Annotated in this window: 18 protein-coding genes and 3 pseudogenes; 15 read left to right on the top strand and 6 right to left on the bottom strand. The window is 67.3% G+C overall.

Annotated elements, in window-relative coordinates:
* Positions 1-612 precede the first annotated feature (612 nt).
* From AB0F91_RS43925 to AB0F91_RS43940, 4 genes and pseudogenes are all read left to right on the top strand, one after another.
* Positions 613-1,536, top strand: coding sequence for a hypothetical protein (locus tag AB0F91_RS43925; protein ID WP_360607905.1), 924 nt, complete (start codon positions 613-615; stop codon positions 1,534-1,536).
* Positions 1,537-1,873: 337 nt separating this feature from the next.
* On the top strand, positions 1,874-2,353 hold the full coding sequence (locus tag AB0F91_RS43930; protein ID WP_360607907.1) for a hypothetical protein: 480 nt from the start codon (positions 1,874-1,876) through the stop codon (positions 2,351-2,353).
* Positions 2,350-2,520, top strand: a complete 171-nt coding sequence (locus tag AB0F91_RS43935) for a hypothetical protein (protein ID WP_360607909.1) — start codon at positions 2,350-2,352, stop codon at positions 2,518-2,520. The genes AB0F91_RS43930 and AB0F91_RS43935 overlap by 4 nt, the downstream gene beginning before the upstream one ends.
* Positions 2,521-2,851: 331 nt before the next feature.
* Positions 2,852-2,980 (top strand): annotated as a pseudogene (locus tag AB0F91_RS43940) (IS4 family transposase); the annotation flags it as partial.
* Positions 2,981-3,038: 58 nt separating this feature from the next.
* Here AB0F91_RS43940 and AB0F91_RS43945 read toward each other — a convergent pair.
* Positions 3,039-3,286, bottom strand: a pseudogene (locus AB0F91_RS43945) (hypothetical protein); the annotation flags it as partial.
* 395 nt (positions 3,287-3,681) lie between these two features.
* On the opposite strand from AB0F91_RS43945, the gene AB0F91_RS43950 reads away from it, so the two are divergent.
* From AB0F91_RS43950 to AB0F91_RS43965, 4 genes are all read left to right on the top strand, one after another.
* Positions 3,682-4,710, top strand: a complete 1,029-nt coding sequence (locus AB0F91_RS43950) for an AraC family transcriptional regulator (RefSeq protein ID WP_360607911.1) — start codon at positions 3,682-3,684, stop codon at positions 4,708-4,710.
* A 133-nt stretch (positions 4,711-4,843) separates the two neighbouring features.
* Positions 4,844-5,161 carry an antibiotic biosynthesis monooxygenase gene (locus tag AB0F91_RS43955; RefSeq protein ID WP_360607913.1) on the top strand — a complete coding sequence of 106 codons (318 nt, stop codon included), beginning with the start codon at positions 4,844-4,846 and terminating at the stop codon, positions 5,159-5,161.
* Complete coding sequence (locus tag AB0F91_RS43960; protein WP_360607915.1) at positions 5,161-6,018, top strand: dioxygenase; 858 nt, start codon at positions 5,161-5,163, stop codon at positions 6,016-6,018. Before AB0F91_RS43955 ends, AB0F91_RS43960 begins: the two co-directional genes overlap by 1 nt.
* Entirely contained in the window at positions 6,015-7,088 is a 1,074-nt protein-coding gene (locus AB0F91_RS43965) for a maleylacetate reductase (protein WP_360607917.1), read from the top strand. The genes AB0F91_RS43960 and AB0F91_RS43965 overlap by 4 nt, the downstream gene beginning before the upstream one ends.
* 186 nt (positions 7,089-7,274) lie before the next feature.
* Here AB0F91_RS43965 and AB0F91_RS43970 read toward each other — a convergent pair whose 3' ends face one another.
* The 3 genes from AB0F91_RS43970 to AB0F91_RS43980 all read right to left on the bottom strand — a co-directional run bounded on the left by AB0F91_RS43970 (position 7,275) and on the right by AB0F91_RS43980 (position 10,613).
* Positions 7,275-7,841: a flavin reductase family protein gene (locus AB0F91_RS43970; protein WP_360607919.1), complete on the bottom strand. Its 567-nt coding sequence runs from the start codon at positions 7,839-7,841 to the stop codon at positions 7,275-7,277.
* A 29-nt stretch (positions 7,842-7,870) separates the two neighbouring features.
* A complete protein-coding gene (locus tag AB0F91_RS43975) occupies positions 7,871-9,085 on the bottom strand; it encodes an acyl-CoA dehydrogenase family protein (protein WP_360607921.1) in 1,215 nt (404 codons plus the stop codon).
* A 295-nt stretch (positions 9,086-9,380) separates the two neighbouring features.
* The gene (locus AB0F91_RS43980) at positions 9,381-10,613 is read right to left on the bottom strand and encodes an FAD-dependent oxidoreductase (RefSeq protein WP_360607923.1); all 1,233 of its coding nucleotides are present in this window, start codon (positions 10,611-10,613) and stop codon (positions 9,381-9,383) included.
* An 804-nt stretch (positions 10,614-11,417) separates the two neighbouring features.
* On the opposite strand from AB0F91_RS43980, the gene AB0F91_RS43985 reads away from it, so the two are divergent.
* Entirely contained in the window at positions 11,418-11,558 is a 141-nt protein-coding gene (locus tag AB0F91_RS43985; protein WP_360607925.1) for a hypothetical protein, read from the top strand.
* 26 nt (positions 11,559-11,584) lie between these two features.
* Here AB0F91_RS43985 and AB0F91_RS43990 read toward each other — a convergent pair.
* Positions 11,585-12,719, bottom strand: a pseudogene (locus AB0F91_RS43990) (IS3 family transposase).
* 542 nt (positions 12,720-13,261) lie between these two features.
* On the opposite strand from AB0F91_RS43990, the gene AB0F91_RS43995 reads away from it, so the two are divergent.
* The 6 genes from AB0F91_RS43995 to AB0F91_RS44020 all read left to right on the top strand — a co-directional run bounded on the left by AB0F91_RS43995 (position 13,262) and on the right by AB0F91_RS44020 (position 17,701).
* Entirely contained in the window at positions 13,262-13,483 is a 222-nt protein-coding gene (locus tag AB0F91_RS43995) for a hypothetical protein (protein ID WP_360607927.1), read from the top strand.
* 653 nt (positions 13,484-14,136) lie between these two features.
* The gene (locus AB0F91_RS44000; RefSeq protein ID WP_360607929.1) at positions 14,137-15,726 is read left to right on the top strand and encodes an ATP-binding protein; all 1,590 of its coding nucleotides are present in this window, start codon (positions 14,137-14,139) and stop codon (positions 15,724-15,726) included.
* Positions 15,723-16,124: a roadblock/LC7 domain-containing protein gene (locus AB0F91_RS44005; RefSeq protein WP_360607931.1), complete on the top strand. Its 402-nt coding sequence runs from the start codon at positions 15,723-15,725 to the stop codon at positions 16,122-16,124. The genes AB0F91_RS44000 and AB0F91_RS44005 overlap by 4 nt, the downstream gene beginning before the upstream one ends.
* 3 nt (positions 16,125-16,127) lie before the next feature.
* A complete protein-coding gene (locus AB0F91_RS44010; RefSeq protein WP_360607933.1) occupies positions 16,128-16,490 on the top strand; it encodes a DUF742 domain-containing protein in 363 nt (120 codons plus the stop codon).
* A gap of 16 nt (positions 16,491-16,506) precedes the next feature.
* Positions 16,507-17,100 carry an ATP/GTP-binding protein gene (locus AB0F91_RS44015; RefSeq protein ID WP_360607935.1) on the top strand — a complete coding sequence of 198 codons (594 nt, stop codon included), beginning with the start codon at positions 16,507-16,509 and terminating at the stop codon, positions 17,098-17,100.
* A complete protein-coding gene (locus AB0F91_RS44020) occupies positions 17,090-17,701 on the top strand; it encodes a GAF domain-containing protein (RefSeq protein ID WP_360607937.1) in 612 nt (203 codons plus the stop codon). Before AB0F91_RS44015 ends, AB0F91_RS44020 begins: the two co-directional genes overlap by 11 nt.
* Here AB0F91_RS44020 and AB0F91_RS44025 read toward each other — a convergent pair.
* On the bottom strand, positions 17,628-18,953 hold the full coding sequence (locus AB0F91_RS44025) for an acyl-CoA dehydrogenase family protein (RefSeq protein WP_360607939.1): 1,326 nt from the start codon (positions 18,951-18,953) through the stop codon (positions 17,628-17,630). The two genes, AB0F91_RS44020 and AB0F91_RS44025, sit on opposite strands and share 74 nt — an antisense overlap.
* Between the last annotated feature and the right edge of the window lie 821 nt (positions 18,954-19,774).

Below are 19,774 nucleotides of genomic sequence, written 5' to 3' on the forward strand. Positions count from 1 at the left end.
GTGCAGTCGACAGCGAATCGCGGCTTGTTCACCCGTCGCAACGGGCGATGCCATCGCATTGACCCGAGCTCGATCCGCGGCGGCCCGCGGCCACACGGTACGGCAGGTCCAGGCCGCGAAGCTCCGGCAGTGACGTGGTGTGGGCGGCCCAGTCGACCGCGCAGTCCAGTGGCACCGCCATGCCGGCCACGCCGCTATCGCAGCCGGTCCTGCTTCTGAGCCGGCCTCCAGCAGCAGGACGGTCGTGCCCGCATTCTCGCTGAGCGTCGCGGCGACGACCGGTACGGCCGTGCCTGCACTGGTCACGAGGGCGCAGGCAGCGAACGAGCCAAGCCCGAGTCCGCACCGGCATTACCGACGACGGCATCACGAAGTGCCGTTGCAGTACTAATCCGAGGGAAAGCGACCGAGCGACCGCGGCGTTGCGCGACGGGACGCCGCGGTCGCGGTCGACGGCTTTGGCTGGGGCTGCTGTCGCCGCTGAACTGCGATGACCCTGCGCGATTTGGGCTGCCGAACCCGCCATGCGGGCGCTGCGCCTCCAACATGCATGCGAGCCAGACGCCGGGGGTTGTGGCTGCGCTGCTGGTCAGCGGGGTTGACGATGGACAGGTGCCCGTGCCGTCACTGCCGTTGCGGCTCGCTGTCGCCGAGCCGTCCGCCGTGCTGCCCGAGACCGGCCACGGATATGAACCCAAGCTCGACGGCTGGCGCTGCCTCATCCACGTACCCGCCGGAGCAGTCCAGTCCCGCACCGGCAGCAGCCTGGCCGACCGGTTCCCCGGGATCCTCAAGGCAGCGGCCACGCTCGGCCGGGTGGTGCTCGACGGCGAGATCGTCGCCTACCGCGACGGGCGACTGGACTTCGCGACGCTGAGCTACGGGCCGGTCCGGCGCCGCGCCGAGGGCGTCACGGTGGTGTTCGTGGCGTTCGACCTGCTCGGCGCCCGTGGACGGGACCTGCGGACGTTGCCGTACGCGCGCCGTCGGGAACGGCTCGAAGCCGTCATCGGCGCGGACAACGCCGACGTGCAGCTGATGCGCTCGACCCGCGACGTCGAGCTGGCACGCGGGTGGATCAGCGCCGAGCAGGCCGCCGTCGGCGTCGAAGGAGCCCTCGCGAAGCCGCTGGGCAGCCGGTATCCGCCGCGCGGTGGCCGCGCGGGCTGGGTGAAAGTCCGCCACTTCGACGACGTCGACGCCCTGGTGCTGGGCGTGACCGGCTCCCCCACCCGGCCGACGGCGCTGGTCCTTGGCCAGACCGACCGGCGCGGACGGGTGCGAGCGGTCGGGCTCTCCACGACGCTGTCCCGGCTGGCGCTCGCGTCGCTCGCGGGCAGGCTCCGCCTCGCGCCCGGCGGCCCCGTCCGAGCCTCGGGGGTCGTGGCCGGCCTGCCCGGCAACGAGGACTTCACCTACTGGCCGGTCGAACCCGGCGTGGTGGTCGAAGCACGCGCGGACTCGGCATACGAACTCGGCCGGTACCGACATCGACTGACAGTGATGAGAGCGAAACCCTTCACCACCAGGTCATGAAGGCCAACACCGTAGACTGACTCGGCACGCGGCCACCCGCGCCGCATGCCGCTATTCGACCGCACCCGCACCCGTAGCGCGTCCCCGGCGACCCGAACTCGGCCGTCGACCGCGCTGCGAAGGCGGGGCGTTGCCGGCCGCTGCTTGACCGGCAACGCCCCCGCGCGCCGCCGAGCGACGCGCGCTTGTCGGGTCGCAGCCCGTGTCCCCGGCCTACCCACCGCCGGACGTGACAAACACACGGTCCATTGCGAGTTTGTGCCATCTCTCCACCACGGGCGTTCCTCCGGGTGGGCGGACCGTGCAGTAACGCACGCCAGACTGGAAAGGCTGCACCATGAGCTACCACGACGAGCAGCGTGCGAGCGGCCGACCTGCCGGTCTCGACGGCTCCCCCGGCGGTGAGCTGGAGCAGCTGCGGGCCCGGGTGGCCGAGCTGGAGGCCCAGCTCCGCTCCGTCCACCTCGATCGGATGCACCTGCTCGCGGCGCTCGCGGCCGACCCGGGCCTGAACCCGCGGTTGAAAACCGACCCCACAGGGCTGCCCGGCTACAAAACGGTGCTGTACCTCACCGACCCCGACGCCGACCCCGGCGAGAGGCAGATCTCGTTCCCCATCGCCGACTCCGACCTCACCCTGGTCGAGCACGTGCCGTGGGCTACCGAGGGGGACCCGCACGCGGCGTGGGACGGCACCGGCAGAAACTTCGTGCTCGCCAGGCTGCGGAACCTCGCGCAGCATCGCGCCGACGCCGCTCGCGCGATGGTGCGTCGGTTAGGACCATCGGATCCCGCCATGTTTGCGATGCCGCAATGAAAACCATGATCGCATGCACAGGTGCATGGATGTGGTTTCTTGAAGCTTCTCCTGAGCTTGATGGCCACGCGATCGCGAATGCCGTCTCGGAGCATCACCATAAAATCTTTGACGCTTCGGCCGAGATGGCGAAGCAGGTCCGCGACGATCTCATGCTTGAGATCTAACTAGATTGCTGGGTGGTTACGATCATTCGTCCGGACTTCTTGGGCTTCTGCTCACGCCGTCACCTTGCGTCAGCCGGATCGCCCTGCCACAAGAACCTGTCATTCTCAATGACGTTTCTCAGCGTCGGAAAAGCCCGCGACCGTACTCGGCGCGGACGGTAATGACGAGCCTCCGGGCCCGCGCGGACCCTGCTCCGATCCGGACACGCAAGGTGTCCGCCCAGATCGGCTTCTGATGAGCCGCCCGGTGTGCAGCGTCCTCTCGCCTAGGGGCAATACCAGTGACTTAAGTGATCTTGGCTGGTAGGTTGATCGTCCAGGAGGTTCCTGGATGCCACGGCCTGGTCAGGTCAAGCCGGAGACGGATGCGCGGTTGTCCGATCGGATCGCGATCGGTCTGCTGACCGGGACGTTTCCGCCGGAACTGGTTGATCGGGTCATTGTGCAGACCGGGAAGACCGGGGAACGGAACCGTTTGTTGCCGCCGCGGGTGGTGGTGTATTTCGTGCTGGCGATCGCCCGATCTGGCGCATCGTCAGGTTTGTCCGCCAGTACGTCGCGACCAGCAGTACACGATCCGCCAGTACGTCGCGACCAGCAGTACACGATCGGCCAGGTCAAGGCGCCACTGCCGACCAGGACGGCCATCAGCGATCTCATCACCGCCCCGCTTCGCGACCAGCCGCACCAGCTTGCGGAACTGACCCGGCTCCAGCCCGGTGAACGGGGCGATCCACTCGGGCCGCGACGCTGTGATCACCTGCACCACACCATGATCAACCAACACCCCCAACCGACCCACACCGGGTTACGAGACATCGCTTAGCCACCCCGCCCGGCCCGGCCAGTCCCGTTCACGAACTGTCCGGACGCATCACGAAGCGACAACGGCCCATGGCTGACGCGGCACCTACCCTCAACCGGTTGCTCGCCGCGTCCTCTGCGTAAGGGAAGACCCGCTGCGTGAGCCGTCCCGGTGTCCGTTTCGCGAAGGGCGGGTTTCGCTTTTCGGCCGAAGCCTGCGCGACGAGGACAGCGGCCCCCTGGGCGTCGCCTACGATGGCGAGTGCCTGCTTCGGCCGATGACCAGCGGGTATCGATCTCCCGGAGAGGTGCCGGCCGGCGAGCAGCAGTCGACGACCAGCGCAAAGGAGCGCGCCGATGGACCACACAGCGGCGAGGACCGATCCTGCCCCGCGAGTCGAAGGTGACGACTCGGGGCCTTGGACCTTGCGCCAGCTGTGCCGGGCGACTCGGTTCGAGGTCTTCCGCGAGAATCTGAACAGCGTCTTCTACCCCGCGAAGGTCGAAGTCCGGGAACGCGCCGCCCCGGTGCTCCCGAGCTCCCACCTCAGCGCGGCGGAGCTACGGCACCTGACCGTCGGCTACGTCTGCTTCGGAACCGAAACCAGCGTCGACCCGGGGGCGCTGGGCGCCTACCACGTCAACATCCCCACCTTCGGGGCCGTCGAATCGCACTGCGGTCCACGCGAGATGATCGCGACACCGGGGCACGCCGCGGTGTTCACCCCGTCGGAACACACGTACCTCCCGCGCTGGGGAGCCGACGCCGAACAGATCTGCGTCAAGATCTCCACCCGGGCTCTCGAAGCGGAGCTGGAGGGCCTCCTCGGTCGCCCGGTGGGCACCTCCGTAGGATTCGATCTCGATTTCTCCCTCACCTCGGGCGCCGGGCGAAGCTGGTTGTCCACCGTCAAGTTGCTGCTGTCCGAACTGGCCGATCCGGAAAGCCTGGTCCACCGCTCGGAGCGGCACCGCGAGCACCTCGAGTCCATGGTCGTCGACGGCCTGGTGCTCGCCCACCTCCACAGCTACTCGGCCGAGCTGTACGAACCGCGGCCACCGGCCCGTCCTCGCACGATCAAGCGAGTGCTGGACGCCCTCGACGCGGAGCCGGAGCGGTCTTGGTCGCTCGCAGACCTGGCACGCCACGCCGGCGTCAGCGGCCGGCGAGTGCAGCAGGGCTTCCAGGAACACCTCGGCATGACCCCGATGACCTACCTGCGGCGAGTCCGCCTCGAGCGCGCACGGCAGGACCTGCGGGAGAGCTCGGGTTCCGTGAGCGACGTCGCCAATCGCTGGGGGTTCTCGAACCTCGGGCGTTTCTCCCGCGCCTACCGCGAGCAGTTCGGCGAAACACCGTCGGCCACGCTACGGAACGCGCAGTAGACCAGGCCGCTGTTCCGTTACCGGCAAGCGTTTCGCGATCCGTCCTGCGCCGTCGCGATCAGGGCACGCCGCGACCGACAGCTGTCCTACGGTCGACGCGCGCGGGTGCCCGAAACCCGCCGAACGGAAGGGAATGACGATGGTGGTGGAGCAGGCCTACTTGCGGATCACCGGCGGACGCGAGAGCGACTTCGAAGAGGCGTTCCGCGCAGCCAGGCCCCTGCTCGCGCAAGCGCAGGGCTGCACGAGCGTAGAGCTCTTCCGCGACGCGGAGCATCGCTCGACGTATCTGCTCCGCGTCGGCTGGGAGCGGCTCGAGGACCACCTGGTGGCTTTTCCGGCGAGTGACGCGGGCAAACGGTTCGCCGAACACGTTGCGGGCTTCTTCGCCGACGAGCCCGAGGTCCGCCACTTCGAGAGCACCGACCGTTCTGCTGGGGGCGCGGTCTGATGGACTTCTCCTGGGAGACGGCGACTTTTGCCGTGATCGACAGCTTTCGCGACACTCCCGACCACCGGTTGCGGGAGATCATGGAGAGCGCGGTGCGGCACCTGCACGACTTCGTGCGCGAGGTGAAGCCGACTATGGCGGAGTGGAACGCCGCCGTCGAATTCGTCACCGCGCTGGGGAAAACTTGTACCGAAACCCGGCAAGAGGTCATCCTGTTCTCGGACGTGCTCGGGGTTTCGATGATGGTGGAGACGCTCAACGGCCAGCAGGAAGGAACCGAAAGCACGGTCCTCGGGCCGTTTCATCTGACCGAGTCGCCCGCTCGTGCGCTGGGCGACTCGATCGACCTGATGAACGGCCCCCATCCGTGTGTGGTGTCCGGTCATGTTTTCGGCAGCGACGGCATTCCACTGGCCGGCGCCGAGATCGACGTCTGGCAGTGCAACGAGGAGGGGTTCTACGACGTCCAGCAACCGGACGTGCAGCCCGCCGGGAACGGGCGGGGCCTCTTCCACACGGACGCCGAAGGGCGGTACTGGTTCCGTTCGGTGGTCCCGAGCCACTACCCGATTCCGACCGACGGTCCGGTGGGTGCGCTGCTGGAGAAGGCCAACCGTCATCCGTTCCGGCCTGCGCACGTCCACTTCATCGTCCGGGCCGAAGGCCACGAAGAAGTCACCACGCACGCGTTCGTCAGGAACAGCCCCTACGTCGAGTCCGATGCCGTGTTCGCGGTGAAACGCAGTCTGCTCACCGATTTCGCGGTGCAGTGCGACGCAGCGACCGCGAGGCGGTTCGGTGTGGCCGCGCCCTTCACCCACGCCAAGGTCGACTTCGTGCTGCAGAAGAAGCCGTGAGCGCGCCCGGTTTCACCTACGAGGCGCTGCCCGTGCGTGTCGTGTTCGGTGCGGGCCGGGTCGCCGAGCTGCCGACCGAGGCGGATCGGCTCGGCCTTGACCGGCTCGTCGTCCTCGGCACGCCCGGACGTGCCGAGGACGTGCAGCTGGTGTCCACGCTCCTGGGGCACCGTGTCGCCGGACACTTCGAAGACGCACGCACGCATGTCCCGGCCTCAGTGGTGCAGGCGGCGTGCGAAAAAGTCGGCAGGCTCGGTGCGGACGGTTGCGTCGCGATCGGCGGTGGCTCCGTCATCGGGCTGGGCAAGGTGGTCGCCCGACAGACCGGACTGCCCGTGATCGCGGTCCCGACCACGTACTCGGGCTCGGAGATGACCCCGATCTGGGGAATCACCGAAGACGGACGAAAACGCACCGGACGAGACCTCAGGGTTCTGCCCCGCAGCGTCGTCTACGACCCTGAGCTGACTGTCCGGTTGCCGCCGCGAGTAACGGGACTCAGCGGCCTCAACGCAATCGCACACGCGATGGAAGCCTTGTACGCCCCGGACGCGTCGCCGGTCACGTCACTGATGGCCGAGGAGGGCATCCGAGCCCTCGCCGCGGCGCTGCCGGTACTGGCCGACGAGCCGAGCGATCTCCCCGCACGCACGCTGGCGCTTCGCGGCTCCTGGCTGTGCGGTCTCTGCCTGGGCCAGACCACGATGTCGCTGCACCACAAGCTGTGCCACATCCTCGGCGGCACCTTCGACCTGCCGCACGCGGAAACCCACAGCATCCTGATGCCATACGTGGCCGCGTTCAACCTCCCGGCCGCGCCTGCGGCCAACGAGGCGATGTCCCGAGCCCTCGGCGTGGCGGCGCCCGCGGTCGAACTGGCGCACCTCGGCGCCCGCACCGGCGCCGCCCCGTCACTGGGCGAGCTGGGAATCGCTGAGAGCGACATCGACGAAGTGGTGCGACAGGTCTTCTCGCAGCCGTACGCGAACCCACGCCGGCTCCGGCCGGACGAGGTCCACGGCCTCCTTCTCGCAGCGCTGAGGGGCACACCGCCACAGTCGCCCGGATGAGGTTCGCTGCACGGGCTTCGAACACAAAAGTGCTGGGCACCGCATTCACGGTGCCCAGCACTTCTTTCGCAGCAGGACGCCACCTTCCCGCATTGCCTTCGTCGCCTGCGGGCGTTCCACACGCCAGTGGCGACACTGAGCGGTCCCGATGCCTCGGGAGCCACTCGGCGCCGCCACATCCAAGCGTCAAGCCACGCGAGAGCGCCGGCTCAGCTCGTGCCACGCACGGTCGTGGTAGACGAGCGCTCCTCGTGCCTGCGTCGTGGCCGAGAGGTCGGCTTGGAGAGCGTGCGCCACGACGACGGTGGAGCTTCCCGCCGCCACGGTGCTCACCACGCGCGCCCTGATCCACACGGGAACTCCGCGGTAGTGCGGCTCGCCGGTGGGCAGGCGGCCCCAGGGGACGGTGCCATCGAAGCGGTCCACTCCGCTGGTGGCAGCCAGTTTCGCGAGGCCGAGGTGCTCCGCGGCCAGCAGGTGGATGACCACCGTCTTCGCCCGCAGGATCGAGGGCGTGCTGGAGGACAGGGCCGACGCCGAGAACATGATCAGGGGCGGGTCGGCACTCACCGATGCGACGGAGCTCGACGTCATCGCGACCGGCCCGTCACCCGCGTCCGCGGTGATGACGGCGACCCCGGCCGGATGGTTGCGGAATGCCGCTTTCAGCTCCTCGACCGACACCCCGGTCGACGGCGGCTCGCCGGGACCGGTGCGCGCGGCCCCGTCCGGCTGCACAGTTCGTGCGTCCATGGCGATCTCCTGAAAGGTGGGTTGCGGCGTCAGATGTCCATCGTGAGCGCGTCTTCGGTGCCCAGCAGGACCCGCCCGTAGACCTCTTTGCCGACCTCGGGGGTGACGTAGGCGTGCCGGGCGCCGATGGCCGCGTCGCGCCAGATCCGGTTCAGCACGTTGACGTCGGCGAACGAGCCGGCGCCGTTGGCCGTCATCAGCGTGTCGATCCCCGAGTTCACCAGCTCCGCGACGACGCCCGTGTCGTTGCGGATCCGGGCGCGGGTCTCGACGTCGGGCAGCCGACGGTCGGCGGCCCAGGCGTCGATCTCGTCGGCGGCGGACCTCGCGAGAAGGTGGGCGAGGTTGATGTTCGTCGCCGCCTTCGCCACGCCGAGCTGGTGCGCGGGCGAGTTCCGTGCCTCCCGGTGCACGGTGTAGGCGACCGGCTTGCCCCCGAGCTTGTTGCGCGTGATCTCCAGCGCGTGCCGGGCGAGGCCCAGCTGCGGCGAGATGAGAACCAGTGCGGCGACCGCGATGAAGGCCATGTTGGAGTTCTGCTCTTCGGCCTGGTACGGGGTCAGGTACCGCGCCTGCTGCATGTCCGCGAACGGCTGGATCCGGTGATCGGGGACGAAGTGGTCTTCCACGACGATCGTGTCGCTGCCGGAGCCCTGCATGCCCGCGACGTACCAGGTCGGCTCGATGGTCCACGCTTCCTTCGGCACGAGCGCCAGCGCCCGCGGGTCCTGGCCGGGATCGACCGACAACGCGATCCCGAGCGCCGCCCAGTCGGCCGCGAACGAGCCCGAGGAGTAGGGCCACCGTCCACTGAGGAGGTAGCCACCGTCGACGCGTTCGGCCTTCGAACCCGGGGTGAAGATCCCCGAGACCTTCGCGTTCGGGTTCTCGCCGAAGACATCGAGCTGCGCCTGGAGCGAGAAGGTCGTGGCGAACCAGGTGCACACGTTCAGCAACGACGCGGCCCAGGCCGTCGAGCCGTCACCGCGGCCGATCTCCGACAGGACCTCCATCGTGGTCCGCATTCCGACGCCGTGGCCACCAAAGCGCTTCGGGACGAACAGCTTGAACAACTCCGCGTCCTCCAGGGCCTTCATCACCTGCGGCACCACGGCCCGGTTGGCGGACGACTCCGCGGCGTGCTCCCGGATCATTGGCACGAGCTCGCTTGCCCGCCCGACGAGTTCACGCCCGAGGTCGGCTGCGGTTGCTGAGGACTCAGCGGCATTGCTGGTGAGTGTCATGGCTTTCCTCTATCCGTTCGGCACGGTGACCACGGTGTCACCACCGGTCCACCGTGGACCGGGTCATGACGACGAAGTTAGGAGCACCAACGAACCCGGCCCAGCCGCTCCACGTACCCACCGGCCGGAATGCGCAACGAGACCGAGGCCTTGGGGCGTCACAAGATTGCGCGAGGCTGACGACCGAAAGTGCGCAGGCGAAGCGCCCTGGTATCGGTCGTGATCGATACCAGGGCGCAAACGAATGTACGAGGCAACAGGGATGCCGCAGCCCCGACTCGCCCGCAATCGACGGTCAGCTTGCGCCGAACGACTGGACGGGCTCGTAGACCGGCCACCCCGCCTGTGGTCCCGCCTGGCTCAACAACTCCGCCGGATCGTCGACCGGCGGATAGATCCACTGTTCGTTGATCGTGTGCTTGAGGTCCTTCGCGATGTGCTCGGTCATCTGCACATCACGGTCCCAGCCCGAGGTCACCACCGCACCCGCCGGCCCCAAGGAAAGACAGGTGACGTACGGGACCGGCTCGAACCGCACCAGCTCCTCGCCGAGCAGATCGGCAGCCACGTTGTGCCCGGCGAACTTCCCCTGCGGGAGCGCGTGCTGGCAGCTCTGCATCACAACCCGCCCTTCCGAAGGCGAAACTGCCGCCGCGGTGTCCCCCGCGGCGTACACGTCACGAAGTCCACGCACGCGCAGGTACTCATCGACATCGAGACGGCCGAGTCGATCCTTCTCCCCCGGGATGAACGAGGTGAGCGGGCTGGCGGTCATCCCCGCGGTCCACACCACCGTGGCCGCCGGCACAACTGTTCCGTCGGACAGCCGAACCTCGTCCGGTCCAACCTCCTCGACGCTGACCCCCAGCCGCACCTCGACACCGAGTTCCGTCAGCGCCTTCTGAATCGCCGGGCGGGGCCCCTCCCCGAGTTCCGGGCCGATCGCGTCCAGCCGCTCCACAAGCACGACCCGGACCTGATCGGCTGGCGCCAGGTCCTGCAGTCGGCCAACGAGCTCGGTGGCGATCTCCAGCCCGGTGAAACCCGCGCCGACCACCACCGCGGTGAACCGACCCGCCTCACCCGCGCGTTCCGGGAGGCGACGCACATGAGCATCCAGCGTGGCCGCGCCGGCCAGCGTGTCGATGTCAAAGAGGTGCTCGGCACCCGGCAAACCGGGCCGGACAACCTGACTGCCCGACGCGAGCACCAGCCGGTCGTAGCCCAGCTTGGTGGTGGTGCCGTCGCGACGAACCGCCGTGACCACCCGCCCGTCGGTGTCGATATCGGTCACAGTGCCGGCAACCCGACGGACGCCGATCGGCCCGAGCACCCGGTCCAGCGGCACTCGCATGCGGTCCGGATCAGCTTCGTAGAGCCGCGGCCGGATGACCATGTCGTCACCAGCGCTGATCACCGTGACACGCAACTCTTCTTCAGCCAACCCCCGCTCCCGGCGCAACTTGGCCGCGCTCGCCGCGCTCCACACCCCCGCGAACCCGCCACCCACAATCAGGATATTTTCCATCCAGATTCACCTTCCGCGTGTCACGATCACCGCACTGCACGAGGCCCGCCGTCAACCCAAACCACTGCAGGGACTCAGATGAGCCGCCCGTGGGCCATGACGTCCGCAGCGGACTCTATAAATCTGGATATTAACTGTCAAGATCATGAACCTCGCGGCTCGCCGCTGGCGCAGCACCCGTCAACCGTAGTTGTGCGTGCCAGCCACCCGATCCAACTCGGCACCGTTGGGGGTCCAGCGGTCCGCGGCTTGACGGAGATAGTGCTCCCATCTGCTGCTCGGCCGTCGGCAGTCGACGCGGCCGCTGGACGCGAGACCGAGTGCAGGCTGACGATCTCGGCAGTCTTGTGACTCGGCCCGTCGCCGAGACCGCGCTCACCCAGGTCTCGGCGTGCGGAGGCCGCCTCGGAGCCAGTCTCGGTGATCGCCCTGCGCTTCAGCGCGCCGTTGAACAACTCGACCGCCAGCAGTAGCACCAGCGGAGGGCAGGCAACCACCGTCACCTCCAGCAACGCTCAACATCGGCGCCGAGCCGATGTTGAGCCAGAGAGACAGGCAGATGCCGAACACGAACGCCAACCATGCGACCCACCCGCCCTGTGCTCGACCGACCCCGTGTGCTCTCCACAGCTCGACCGTCGCGATCGTCAGCAAGCCGTCGACGAGGAGAGGCCAGATCGAGGCAGTCACCGTGTCTGCACTGAATCGGCAGAGCAAGGTCTTGAGCAAGCCACTCGACCGCACGCCTCACGACCGCACCACCCCGAGCCGCCAGGCGACGGTACGGCAACGTCAGGTGGCTGGGTGAGCGACGATCGGGTCGCTGGCGCGGACGTGGCCGCGGCGGCGTGCCCGGCGGTGAGCGTAAACAAGCCGGTGAGGACGACGACCGCTGATCTGTACATTGGTTATGCGAACTTCGTCGTGACGGACTGGAGCGAGTGACTGGGTCCCATTTGGTGGTCCACCAACTACGTGATTGCTGGTTGGTGTTGGCCGAGCCAGTGGGCTCGGAACGCTTCCGGGGTCAGCCCGCCCAGGGACCCATGAGGTCGGTAGGTGTTGTACTCGATGCGCCAGTCTTCCGCCAGTACCTGCGCCTCCAGCAGGGTATAGAACTGTTCGGTGGACAGGAACTCGTCCCGGAACCGGCCGTTGAACGACTCACAATGCCCGTTCTGCCAGGGTGATCCCGGATCGATGTAGGCGGTGGCGGTGCCGGAGAACCGCGCCCAGTCCCGCAGGGCGTGCGCGGTCAACTCGGGTCCGTTGTCCATCCGCACGTGCTCCGGCCGTCGCCCGAGCATGCTGATCACCTCCTCCAGCAGGGCGACCGTGGCGTCCGCGGTCCACGACCGGGCCGCCCGAGTGACGAGTGCTTCCCGGGTGAACTCGTCAATGACGTTGAGAAACCGAATCTGCCGGCCGTCGGCGGTGCGCGTCGGTCTGGTAGTCCAACGCCCACACCTGATCCGGCCGGGTCACCGGCTCCCGGCCTCCCCGCCCTGGACCGAGACGACGCTTCTTACGCACCCGAGGCGGCCGTTTCAATCCTTCGTCGGCCCACAACCGACGGATGCGTTTGGTGTTGACCCTCCACCCATCCCGACACAGGATTGCATGCGCCTTACGCCAGCCCCACCGCGGATCCGCCCCGCGAGATCTCCCGCAACCGAGCCCGCAACGCGCGTTCCACCCCGACCCGGTTCTGCACCTGCTTGCGCTGGGTGGACCGGCGCTGACCCGCGACCCCAGAGGCCCGGCGCTCACTCACCCCGAACATCGCCCGCAGCCGCTCCACAGCGCGGCAGCGACGCTCGGGGGTCAGAAGTTTCCCCGGCTCAACTTCTTGAGCATGTCGATGTCCAGGGCCTGCTCGGCGACCATCTTCTTCAGCCGGGCGTTCTCGGCTTCCAACTCCTTCGACCGTTTGGCGTCGTTGGCCTTCATCCCGCCGTACTGGTTGCGCCATCGATACCAGGTCGCCTCCGTGAACTCCAGGTGCTTGCACACCTCGGGCAATTCCGGGCCCTGCCCGAGCAGCCGCTCACCTTCCCGCAGCTTGCCGATGATCTGGTCGGGGGTGTGCCGCCGTCGCTGTCCCATCGGTCCTGTGTCCTCCTCGTACCCCATTCGGGGGCATCGCACTCCCACAGCCGATGGACCACTTCACAGGACCCCAGTCAGATCGACGCCGAGCTGGTCATTGCCAAGCGTACGGTGGAGACTCATCGGACACGCATCGGCGAGAAACTGAGCAAGACACGCAGGATCACCGCCCAGGAGATGACGACGTTCGTCGCGAACAACCTACCGACGTGGCCCCCGCAGTGGAGGCGAGGGCAGGCTCGCACGCAACCTTCGGCGGAGGATCCGCCGGCACCGGAGGTGGACTCCGGCGCGTCCCTGCGCCGTGGTGATTACCGCGGCGTAGGGAGCCCACCCCGTCCAGGACTGTCCCAGTTGCACCACTGCGGGCGGAAGCCGAGACGCGTCCGTCTCAGGAGCAGGGGCTGGCACGTCGTGGGCCTGGTTACCGGCGTCCCGCTGCCCGCTGGGAAAAGTCCGTGACCGGCCGCTGCACGTTGTGATCAGTCTTCGTGTCGGGGCGTCGCGCCCCACCCGCTGGCAGCCAGGTCCAGTGCGCGTTGGATCTTGTCTTCGAACGCCCACAGCTCACGCACGGCCCGATTCACCGCGGCGAGCTGCTCGCGTCGGTCGGTGACGTAGCGCTCGACGCGGTTGGCGTGGTCAAGGATTTGGTCGCACTGCCGCTGAGCTTGCTCGATCGCGGCCGGACGGCCGTCGTCTCGCGCGCGTTTCAAATTTCCCAAGCCAACCAGCCAGCCGCGCTCGATCGGTCGCCATGACCCCGTGATGGGTGGTTACCACGCTCTCGGCGCGGAAGACGGCGACCATCGCGTTGACGCGAGCGCGCATATTGTCGGATTCGTCCATCATGTGGTCGATCTCGCGGATGCCAGTGCGGCCGGGTGTGACCATCGCGTGTTCTCCGTGAAGGAACCGGGGGTGCAGCCGGGTAATCACGCCGATACTAGACGGCCCGGCCGCCGTTGAGGTACCTCTCGAAACGTGGCGGGCCAAGTGCTCGGCGAGGCGGTCAGCTACCGCCAGCACGGCCCCGGTAGCTGCGGCGCGGGCGAAGCCGATGTCTCGCAGAGGCGGTCGGCGGCCAGTTCGGGCAGCGGCGACCCACCCATGGCCAGCAAACCGCCGTACCGAACCGGCGGTCACCGCACTACAGGGGTTCGTTGCTGCGAACCCACGCCCAACTCGCATGTAGAGAGCCGCTGACGTGGGCGGATGCGCGGAAAACCCGGCAGGGAGAGATGGCCGGGCAAGGTGCCTGCATAGCGCGTTCCCGTTGTTACTGCAAGAGTTCCCGAAAGCTATATGGCTGATTGTCTAGTGCTTCGTGCCCGCGTGCTTGTCGCATGGTCCCGAAATTTCCTGATTTCTTCTGCGGTAGCATCCCTGCGCCAAGATGGTCACGCTGCGGTAGGTGTCCGGGGGCAATGCGGCGGTGTTTTGCCGGTTGCTGCCAGCACTTTGCCGAGTCATGGTCAGGAAGGACCTGATGTCTGATCAGCATGTACCTGGCGGTGGTGAGCCCGCCCCGACGAGCCCCGAGGTGACGGGCCCGATACGTGCGATCGGTCAGCCCGTGCCCGCCGCCGCTGTTGCAGCGGTGGTGTGTGCCGGTGCTGCGCTTGCCATTTCGGCGGTGATCGCCGCGCGTGTGAGCTGGGGCCTCTGGCTGTGCCTTGCAGTGGTCGCGGTCGTCGTCGTGGTTGCCCTGGTCTACCTCAGCCGGAACCGGTCGGCAATCGCGTCAGCGCAGCGGGCTGCGGTGCCAGGCGATGCACAACCTTGGGGCCCGCCGGCGACGCATCAGGATGCCGCTCCGCCCGTCCTGTTCACGCACGCCCCTCGTCCGGAGCAGGTCCTCGGGAAGCTCTCAGGCCGGCTTCTGACGCTGGTCGGACGCATGATCGCTCACCTCGACAGCCTCGAACACGAGACGGAGGATCCCGATCAGCTGGCCGGGCTGTTCAAGCTCGACCACATGACGACCCAGCTGCGGCGCCAGGTCGAAAACATCGAAGTGATGCGCGGCGAAGGTGGACTCCTCAGTCGCGAGGAATCACCGCTTCCCGTCCGGGAAGTCCTGATGTCCGCGTGCAGTGAGATCGAAGACTACCGACAGGTCGACGTGCTTCCCAGCCCGGACGTCCAGGTCCACGGACGCGCAGTCGCCGAAGTCATCCACCTCCTCGCGGAACTGGTGGAAAACGCCACGCAGTTCCAGAATCCGACGGCGCCGCCGGTCGAGGTTCGCGCATTCGAGGTACGAGCAGGATTGTGCATCCAGATCCGGGACCGAGGCGTGGGAATTCCGGACAACGAGCGGGATGACTACAACCACTTGCTCGCGCCTTCCACCGCTATCGACCTCGGCAAAATCTTGACCAACGACCAAATCGGTTTGGCCGTGGTGAAAGGGCTGTCGCAGCGCTTCGGTATCGCCGTCCAACTCAACAAGAACATCTTCGGCGGCACTGACGCTGACGTAGTGCTGCCGCACGACCTCATCCTCGCGCCGCTCACCGACCGTCCAGTCCCGGTGGCCACCTCGGCGCAACCACCCCGTCCCCACCCTCGTCCGCGGCCGCAGTCCGGCGTTGGCAGCACCGACTCAGTCCTTCCTCAACGCCGTCCATCCGCCGCCGATCACCGCCAGCTCGAGATGCCGGCCGCGGCGACCGTTACTGCTGCCCCGGATCGACCGGCCGACAACTTGCCGGTTCGCGATCCCGGCGTGTCGCCGCAGCAGGGGGACCGCGGCTTGCCGCCCCTGCCTCGGCGTGGCACATCGGCGAGTCACCTCCCGCCGCAACTTCGCACTCCCTCGTCGCAACCGCCTGTCTACACCGGCCACAGCCCGAGTCTTCTCGCGGACGCCCGTGCCGGTCTGGCTGAGGGCATCGCCGGCGGCGACCTGGACACGGACAACCAGGGCTTCGCGGGCACGGTGCCCGAGGCCAATTCCGCTCGATCGCAAGGAGACGGTTCGTGGAACACAACGCAATGAGCTTCCTGCTCGAGCGTCTCGTAAAGAAGGTTCCCGGTACACACAGCGCGCTCCTGCTGTCCACGGACGGCCTTCGCGAAAGCTGGTACGGAATCGGCGACGACGACGCGGATCATCTCGCGGCCATCGCCAGCGGCGTGTGTTCGATGGCGCAGGCTGTCGGCACCGGATTCAGCCCGGTGCCCGAGGACGGGTTGCGTCAGATGATCGTCGAGCTCCAGGGTCTCGTCATGTTCGTCACCGCGCCCGCCGAGCGAACTGTGCTGGCAGTCCTGGCGAACCCCCAGGTCGACGCCAAAGCCGTCTCCTACGAAATGGGTCGTCTCTCGACCCAGCTGCGCCAGCAGCTCGCCACTCCCGCACGGGACGACGGGCCGGCCCAGATGGGAACCCGGTGAGGCGTGCAGAACAGCGGTGAACACCAGGTACCCCAGACCAGCCACCGCGCCCGCCCATACATGCTCACCGGCGGGCGCACTGTTCCCGCGGTGGAGCTCGGCCTGGAATCGCGGGTGGCCACCACCGGCAACGTCGCCCCGGAGAAACTGAACCTGGAACACGCCAAGGCGTGGCAACTGTGTCAATACCCGACCGCTGTTGTCGAGATCGCCGGCAAACTTGGCCGGCCGGTCGCCGTCACCAAGATCCTGCTCGCCGACCTGATCAAGGCTGGGGCCGCCACCACGCTCGCCGCCAACCTGATCGAACCTTCGTCGTCTTATGACTTGCTGGAAAGGGTGCTGCGTGAACTCAAGAAGCTTTGACGTTCTCCCATCGCAGATGAAGATCCTCATCGCCGGCGGGTTCGGTGCGGGCAAGACCACGTTCGTCCGCTCCATCAGCGAGATCAAGCCTCTCTCGACCGAAGAGACCCTGACCGTCGCCAGCGTCCCCGTCGACAGCCTCGACGGGATCCCCGACAAGAAGACGACGACCGTCGCCATGGACTTCGGCCGCCGCACGATCGCGGCGGACCTGAGGCTTCTACTGTTCGGGACCCCGGGGCAGGATCGCTTCTGGTTCATGTGGGACGAGCTGTCCCGCGGGGCGTTCGGCGCCATCGTACTCGTGGACACCCGCCGCATCACGGACAGTTTCGGTGCGATCGAGTTCTTCGAATCGCGCGGGATCCGCTTCCTCGTAGCCGTCAATCAGTTCCAGGGCGCGCCGGTATACCCCGAAAGCGACGTGCGCACCGCGCTCGCGTTGCGAGAGCACGTCCCGCTTATCCGCTGCGACGCCCGCACCTTCCAGTCCACCAAGGCGGTTCTGATCCTCCTGGTGGAGCACATCGTCAATACACGACGGGAAGAAGACGCGGCCCGTGTCGCCGCGCCTCTGCCGTCCGGATCTGGAGCTCGTTATGACGTATAACCCGACCAACGTCCGCCGCCTCGCACCGCAACCCGACCCCGGCGTTCAGGCTCGGATGGACCGTTTGCGTGAGCTAGGTATCGGCACCCTCCCGGATCCGGAATTCGATGCCATCGCCGCCAAGGCTGCACAACTGGCCAGCACGCCTTATGCGATGGTCAACTTCCTCAGCGACCGGCAGCAGTACTTCGCGGGTCTGCACGTCCCGCCCAGCCACCAGCACAGCGCGGCGCTGCAGACGTCTCCCTCAACCGCGCATCCGCCGGTGGACCGGACCATGGACCTGGATCACGGCTGGTGCCCCTACGTGGTCACCCGGAAAAAGGCGCTACCGCTCAACGACGTCCTCGAATACCCCCGGTGGAAGGGCAACCCGGTCATCACCAAGCTGGGTATCCGCTCCTACCTCGGAGCTCCGCTGATCGAGCGGAGAGAGACCGAGTTCGGCGAGAGCGCCGTCGTGCTGGGCACGGTCTGCGTCATCGATACGGAGAAGCACTCGTGGGGCCAGTCTGGGGTGGATTTGATCAAAGGACTGGCTGAGGAACTGGTGACGCTGATTCACCAGCGTGAACGACAGGGTGCTCGGCCGGCGCGCTAAGCGCCCGCTCCCGAGCGGCGGTGCTTGCGCGAAGTTCGCCAGAAAACCGCTGTGACCACTCCGGCCTCGCTTCCCCCAGCGACACCTCTGCCAGCCGCACACGCTGAATGTCGGAGGTGCCCGCTGGGGGCTCGATGTGCACTACGTCGCGGTAGAGGCGTGAGACCTCATGCGCGGACACCAGCCCGTAGGCGGCGTGGATCTCCATGGCCAGGTCCACAGAGCGTTTGGACAGCTTCACGTTCTCGAGCTTGGCGTTCATCAGTTCCGCATCGCAGGCCAGCCCTCGGTCGAGCGAGTCCGCGGCGTGGTAGGCCAAGATCCGCGCGGTCATCAGGTTCGACTGCATCTCGGCGATCTTGTTCCGGATCGTTTCTTTCATGCTCAGCGGGTTGCCGTAGCGCTGTACCTCGCTGGTGTACTGGTTGGTGGTCTCCACCGCTGCCTGATGGATGCCAAGCGAGACCGCGGTGAGGTTGGGCCGGCCGTAGAGGACGCTGGAGGAAAACGCCACGGCGAGCCCGTCACCTTCGGCCCCGATCCGGTTCTCGATCGGGACACGGCAGTCATCGAAGCGGATCTCGCCGAAGCTGAAACCGTGCAGGCCCAACATCTCCGGATGCGGCGCGAGGGTGCAGCCCGGGCGGGTGGCCTCGACCAGGAATGCGGTGAGGCCCCGGGAGCCTTCTCCGGTCCGGACGATGACGCCGTGCAGGTCCCCGACGTGCGAGTTCCCCACCCAGACCTTGCTCCCGTTGAGAACGTACTCGTCACCCTCGCGGCGCGCGGTCGTCGCGATCGCCCCGACCTGGCCTCCGGAGCCTTTCTCCGTGGTTGCGATCGTGGGAAGGCACTCTCCGGCCGCGATCGCCGGCAACCACCGGCGTTTCTGCTCGTCAGTACCCCAATGAAGGATCTTGGCCGTCCCGAGCTGAGAGGCCTGCACCATCGCGCCCATTGCGCCGCTGATCCGCGCAAGCTCTTCAATAATGATGGTTTTGGCGAGATGTCCGAGTCCCATGCCCCCGTATTCGGGCGGAACCGTCACACCGATCCAGCCCTGCCGGGCGATCAACCGCGACAGGGCGACGTCGACTCTGCGCAGGGACTCCATTTGTGGTATGCGAGGAGAAACATGCAGTTCAGCCCACTGGCGGACCTCAGCTCGTAACTGATCATGCTCGGATGACGTGAAGTAGAGACCCCTCTGGGATGGATGGTTCACGTACTCTCCCCTGGTGGGCTGGCGCACGTTCGGTGAGGCCCCCGTTCGTACGTCTCGTCGATCGACTGTGGCACAACGATCGGCTACACGGTACCGCCTACCCGGTGCATCACATTCCGTACTGTCACAGCGGATGCACGCGGTAGCCGGTACCCGCGAAGGCGGCCAGATCTTATACAGCGAGCCCAGGAGCCAGCCACACGCGACCACAAACCCCGTTGACCCACGAGTATCGGACTGCCGCTCCGCTGCCTCGTTCGTCGCGAAAGGGCTGGTCAGTTTGGCTCTCCTGTGTCCGGCAAGCCAAGGGGCGCAGCTGAGCCGCGTGCCGGAGGAATGGTGCAGGTTCTGCTCGACGGGTGGGCACACGCGACCCCGCACCACAGCCCTTCCCGGTCGACAGCTCGAGTTTTCGTCCCCCCACGCGATCAGTGCTCGGACGTCCCCGGGCGACCCGTTGTCACCCGCTAGAGTGGCGGTATGGGAGCGCAGCAGCGGTGGGGCCGACGGCGGGCGGATACGACAGCCGCTCGGACCTGAAACCGACGCCACGCGGCCTCGGCCTTGTGTTGCTGCTGGCTACGATGCCGAGATGATCGATCTGCTGGGCGAACGGCCTGCCGATGCCTCGCGCGTCGGCCCGGCGGGCTCCCATCGTCGACGGCAACGACATGTTGACAGCACTGCAGTGAGCCCCACGGGCAGCCGATCCCGAACGGACGCGAGGCCGCGGCCAACGTCGGGCGACCGGCGCTAGTGGTCTGTGTTTGAAGTGGTCTGACGGTTGACCTTCTTGAGGATCTCGTCGGCGGTTTTGGTCCAGATGAAGGGGTGGCAGCGTTCGTTCC

Origin of the sequence: Amycolatopsis sp. NPDC023774 (assembly GCF_040639695.1) — a bacterium.
In the GTDB taxonomy this organism is placed as follows: domain Bacteria; phylum Actinomycetota; class Actinomycetes; order Mycobacteriales; family Pseudonocardiaceae; genus Amycolatopsis.

Coding starts and splice junctions, on each gene's coding strand:
- AB0F91_RS44020 (WP_360607937.1), top strand. CDS start 17,090: ATGACGTATAACCCGACCAACGTCCGCCGCCTCGCACCGCAACCCGAC.
- AB0F91_RS44015 (WP_360607935.1), top strand. CDS start 16,507: ATGAAGATCCTCATCGCCGGCGGGTTCGGTGCGGGCAAGACCACGTTC.
- AB0F91_RS43970 (WP_360607919.1), bottom strand. CDS start 7,841: ATGGACGCACGAACTGTGCAGCCGGACGGGGCCGCGCGCACCGGTCCC.
- AB0F91_RS43980 (WP_360607923.1), bottom strand. CDS start 10,613: ATGGAAAATATCCTGATTGTGGGTGGCGGGTTCGCGGGGGTGTGGAGC.
- AB0F91_RS43950 (WP_360607911.1), top strand. CDS start 3,682: ATGGACCACACAGCGGCGAGGACCGATCCTGCCCCGCGAGTCGAAGGT.
- AB0F91_RS43935 (WP_360607909.1), top strand. CDS start 2,350: ATGAAAACCATGATCGCATGCACAGGTGCATGGATGTGGTTTCTTGAA.
- AB0F91_RS44005 (WP_360607931.1), top strand. CDS start 15,723: ATGAGCTTCCTGCTCGAGCGTCTCGTAAAGAAGGTTCCCGGTACACAC.
- AB0F91_RS43955 (WP_360607913.1), top strand. CDS start 4,844: ATGACGATGGTGGTGGAGCAGGCCTACTTGCGGATCACCGGCGGACGC.
- AB0F91_RS43930 (WP_360607907.1), top strand. CDS start 1,874: ATGAGCTACCACGACGAGCAGCGTGCGAGCGGCCGACCTGCCGGTCTC.
- AB0F91_RS43960 (WP_360607915.1), top strand. CDS start 5,161: ATGGACTTCTCCTGGGAGACGGCGACTTTTGCCGTGATCGACAGCTTT.
- AB0F91_RS43975 (WP_360607921.1), bottom strand. CDS start 9,085: ATGACACTCACCAGCAATGCCGCTGAGTCCTCAGCAACCGCAGCCGAC.